Raw genomic sequence first — 3,719 nt, 5'->3', positions numbered from 1 at the left:
ATAAAAGGCCGTCTGAAAGATTTTTCAGACGGCCTTTGTTTTATGGTTTTAAAGTTTAGGCAAACTGTTTGCCAAATTCGATAAATTCGTCTTTTTTGGCTTTGGCTTTGCCGGAGTCGATGGCTTCTTGAGCGGCTTTGACACCATCTGCCAGCGAAGCAACCACATTTCCTGCATAGAGCGCGGCAGCGGCATTAAGGACGACGATATCGCGTGCGGCACCGGCTTTGCCGTCCAACACTTCGTTCATTTTTTGCAGGGATTCTTGCGCGTTTTCGACTTTGATTTCGTCTAAATTGCGGCGGACTTCCATGCCGAAATCGGCCGGGCTGATGTCGTATTCGGTAATTTTTCCGTCTTTCAGTTCGGCAACGCGGGTTTTGCCAGTCAGCGTGATTTCATCCAAACCGCCTTCACCGCACACAACCAAAACATGTTTAGAGCCAAGTTGTTGCAATACGCGGGAAAGAATGCCGCACAAGTCGATGTGGAACACGCCCAAGAGTTGGTTTGCCGCGCCGGCCGGATTGATCAGCGGGCCCAAGATATTGAAGATGCTGCGGAAACCGAGCGAGCGGCGGACAGGGGCAACATAGCGCATGGCGCTGTGATGGTTGGGCGCGAACATAAAGCCGATGCCGGTTTGCTGAATGCTTTGGGCGACCTGTTCGGGGTCGAGATTGAGGTTGGTGCCCATTTGTTCCATGACATCGGCGGCGCCGCTGGATGAAGAAACGGAGCGACCGCCGTGTTTGGCGACTTTCGCGCCTGCCGCAGCCGCGACAAACATGGAAGTCGTCGAAATATTGAAGGTTTTGGCACCGTCGCCGCCTGTGCCGACAATATCGACCAAGTCGTCGGCGTTTTCCAGCGGCACTTTGGTGGCAAATTCGCGCATTACGCTGGCTGCGGCGGTAATCTCGGAAACGGTTTCAACTTTAATCCGCAGGCCGGTCAGGATAGCGGCGATTTGCTCGGGCGGAACTTGGCCGCTCATGATTTGGCGCATGAGGTCGGTCATTTCATCGTAGAAAAGTTCGTTGTTGCTGATGAGGCGTTCAATCGCTTGTTGAGGGGTAATCATGATTTTTCCTTTGTTCGTGTCCGATGTGATTCAGGCCGTCTGAAAATGCGGTTTGAACACTGTCAAACACATTTCAGACGGCCTTTCATTAAGATTTTTGCGGACGATAGTCTTTGAATTCTTCTAGGAAGTTTTTCAGCATATCGTGGCCGTGTTCGGTCAGCAGGGCTTCGGGGTGGAACTGTACGCCTTCGACGGCATATTCCTTATGGCGTACGCCCATGATTTCGCCGTCTTCCGTCCATGCGGTAATTTCGAGGCAGTCGGGCAGGGTGGCGCGGTCGATGGCCAGGCTGTGGTAGCGCGTGCAGTTGACCGGATTGGGCAGGTCTTTAAACATGCCTGTGCCGTGATGGAAAACGGGGGAGACTTTGCCGTGCATCATTGTTTGCGCGCGCACGACATTACCGCCGAACGCTTCGCCCATGGTTTGATGACCGAGGCACACGCCCATGACGGGCAGCCTGCCGGCAAAGTGCTGCATGGCTGCAACAGAAATGCCTGCTTCTTTAGGGGAACAAGGGCCGGGGCCGATGACCAGATATTGCGGTTTCAGGGCTTCGATTTCTTCGATGGTGATTTCATCGTTGCAGCGAACCAAAACTTCCTGCCCCAATTCGGCAAAGTATTGGACGATGTTGTAGGTGAAGCTGTCGTAATTATCAATGAATAAAAGCATTTGCAAACCTTTAATGACATTTTGGCAGACAGGATAAGGCCTGCTAAAAGTGTAAAAATCGTTTATGTTTGCATAATATCACAATCTTTACCTAAAGGCCGTCTGAAACGGCGGATAAGACAAAACAGCTAAAAAATGCTATGCTTTACGCTTTGAACCTAATCTGTTTGAAGTGATGAAAAAGTATCTTATCCCGACTGCCGCCGTCGTTGTCGCCGCTGCGCTCGGCACGCCTTATTATCTTGGTGTCAAAGCGGAAGAAAGCCTGACCGAGCAACAAAAGCTGTTGCAAGAATCCGGTTTCCTGACCGTTGAGTCCCACCAATACGATCGCGGCTGGTTCAGTTCAACCGAGACGACCGTCATCCGCCTCAAACCGACCCTGCTTCAAAATACGCAAAAATACCTGCCGGACAATTTGAAAACCGTCCTGCAAGAGCCGATTACGGTCATCAACCATGTGACACACGGCCCGTTTGCCGGCGGCTTTGGTACTCGCGCCCATGTGGAAACCGAGTTCCAATACCATCCGGAAACCAAAAAAGTTTTGGACCGCTTCTTCGGTCAGCAAACGCCGTTGACCATGACCAATACGGTTTATCTTTCCGGCGACGGCAAACTCAGCCTCAATATCCCCGCCTTCGACTATGAAGAGCTCTCCGGTATCAAGCTCAACTGGAAAGGCTTTGGCGGTAATACCGATTACAGCCAAGGCTTCAAAAGCTATCGCCACGATTACCTTGCGCCGTCTTTACAAGTCAAATTGGCCGACAAAGGCGATGTGTCTTTGGAAAACCTGCGCTTCCAATCCGAAACGGAAGACGGCCTGACCAAGCTTGCTTTGGGCAAGAGCAGCATTACGCTGGATAAATTTCTGTTGCAATGGAAAGAAAACATCGATTACAACGTTAAGTTGAACGAACTGGTCAACCTTGTGACTAACCTGCAAATCGGTGCATTCATCAATCCAACCGGCACGATTGCTCCGTCTAAAATCGAAGTCAGCAAACTGCGTTTCGATACCCAGACCGGCGAAGTCGATAAATTCATCAACAGCGAAGGCCGCTTCCAATTTGAAAGCCTGACCTATGGCGAAGACAAATACGGCCCTCTGGACATCAATGCCGCTGCCGAACATTTGGATGCCGCATCACTTCTGGCATTGAAAAACAAAATTGCCGAAGTGTCCGTGAAGAAAATGAGCGAAGAAGAAATTCAGGCTTCCTTGATTCAGACGGCCAAAAACGAGGCTTCAGGCCTGTTTACCAATAATCCGGTTTTAAACGTCAAAACCTTTAAATTCACCATGCCTCATGGCGATGTCGATGTCAGTGGCAAACTCGCGTTTAAAGGTTTGGCAGCCAAAGACCTCAACAACTTGGGCGATATGCTGAAGAAAACCGAAGCCGACTTTAATATGAGCGTACCGCAAAAATTGTTGGAGCAGCTCGCCGTCAACCAAGCAAGCAGCCTGTTTAGCGTCAATGCCGAAGATGAAGCCGCAGGCCGCGCCAGTATTGACGATATCAACGAGACCTTGCGCCTGATGGTGGATAGCACCATCAAAAGCATGGCAAGCGAGAAATATCTGACCTTAGAAGACAATAATGTTAAAACCCATTTGACTTTGCAAAACAGCGAGTTGAAATTAAACGGAAAAGTCCTTCAAAGCGACCCGGAACCCGAGTTTGACGAAGCAGACTTTCCCAATAACTAATCCTTAATCACACAAACAGCGGTTTTAACTTCCCAGGAGTTAAAACCGCAAATCAACCCACAATCAAAAAGGAAACCCATGTTCCGTACCATGCTCGGCGGCAAAATCCACCGTGCCACCGTTACCGAAGCCGACCTCAACTACGTCGGCAGCATTACCATTGACCAAGACCTGCTGGATGCGGCAGGTATTTGCGTTAACGAAAAAGTCGCCATCGTCAACAATAACAACGGCGAACG

General features: G+C 50.1%; 4 protein-coding genes. 2 read left to right on the top strand and 2 right to left on the bottom strand.

The window, feature by feature from the left end:
- Nucleotides 1-55: 55 nt before the first annotated feature.
- Both trpD and ACTHUT_RS15465 read right to left on the bottom strand, forming a co-directional pair.
- On the bottom strand, nucleotides 56-1,084 hold the full coding sequence (gene trpD, locus ACTHUT_RS15470) for an anthranilate phosphoribosyltransferase (protein ID WP_250600731.1): 1,029 nt from the start codon (nucleotides 1,082-1,084) through the stop codon (nucleotides 56-58).
- A gap of 88 nt (nucleotides 1,085-1,172) precedes the next feature.
- On the bottom strand, nucleotides 1,173-1,763 hold the full coding sequence (locus tag ACTHUT_RS15465; RefSeq protein ID WP_003683598.1) for an aminodeoxychorismate/anthranilate synthase component II: 591 nt from the start codon (nucleotides 1,761-1,763) through the stop codon (nucleotides 1,173-1,175).
- Between the two features lie 175 nt (nucleotides 1,764-1,938).
- Here ACTHUT_RS15465 and ACTHUT_RS15460 point away from each other — a divergent pair, with 175 nt between their 5' ends.
- Complete coding sequence (locus ACTHUT_RS15460; protein WP_250600729.1) at nucleotides 1,939-3,480, top strand: YdgA family protein; 1,542 nt, start codon at nucleotides 1,939-1,941, stop codon at nucleotides 3,478-3,480.
- Between the two features lie 78 nt (nucleotides 3,481-3,558).
- A partial coding sequence (locus ACTHUT_RS15455) for an aspartate 1-decarboxylase (protein ID WP_440418994.1) occupies nucleotides 3,559-3,719 on the top strand: 161 nt, incomplete at its 3' end.

It is taken from the genome of Neisseria sp. P0022.S010, from assembly GCF_051956635.1.
The sequence above is the reverse complement of the archived record's forward strand: the minus strand, read 5'-3'. Positions and strand labels throughout refer to the sequence as shown.

Bases quoted from the DNA above. Each gene is read 5' to 3' on its own strand.
- ACTHUT_RS15465 (WP_003683598.1), bottom strand. From the start codon at position 1,763: ATGCTTTTATTCATTGATAATTACGACAGCTTCACCTACAACATCGTC.
- ACTHUT_RS15460 (WP_250600729.1), top strand. From the start codon at position 1,939: ATGAAAAAGTATCTTATCCCGACTGCCGCCGTCGTTGTCGCCGCTGCG.
- trpD (WP_250600731.1), bottom strand. From the start codon at position 1,084: ATGATTACCCCTCAACAAGCGATTGAACGCCTCATCAGCAACAACGAA.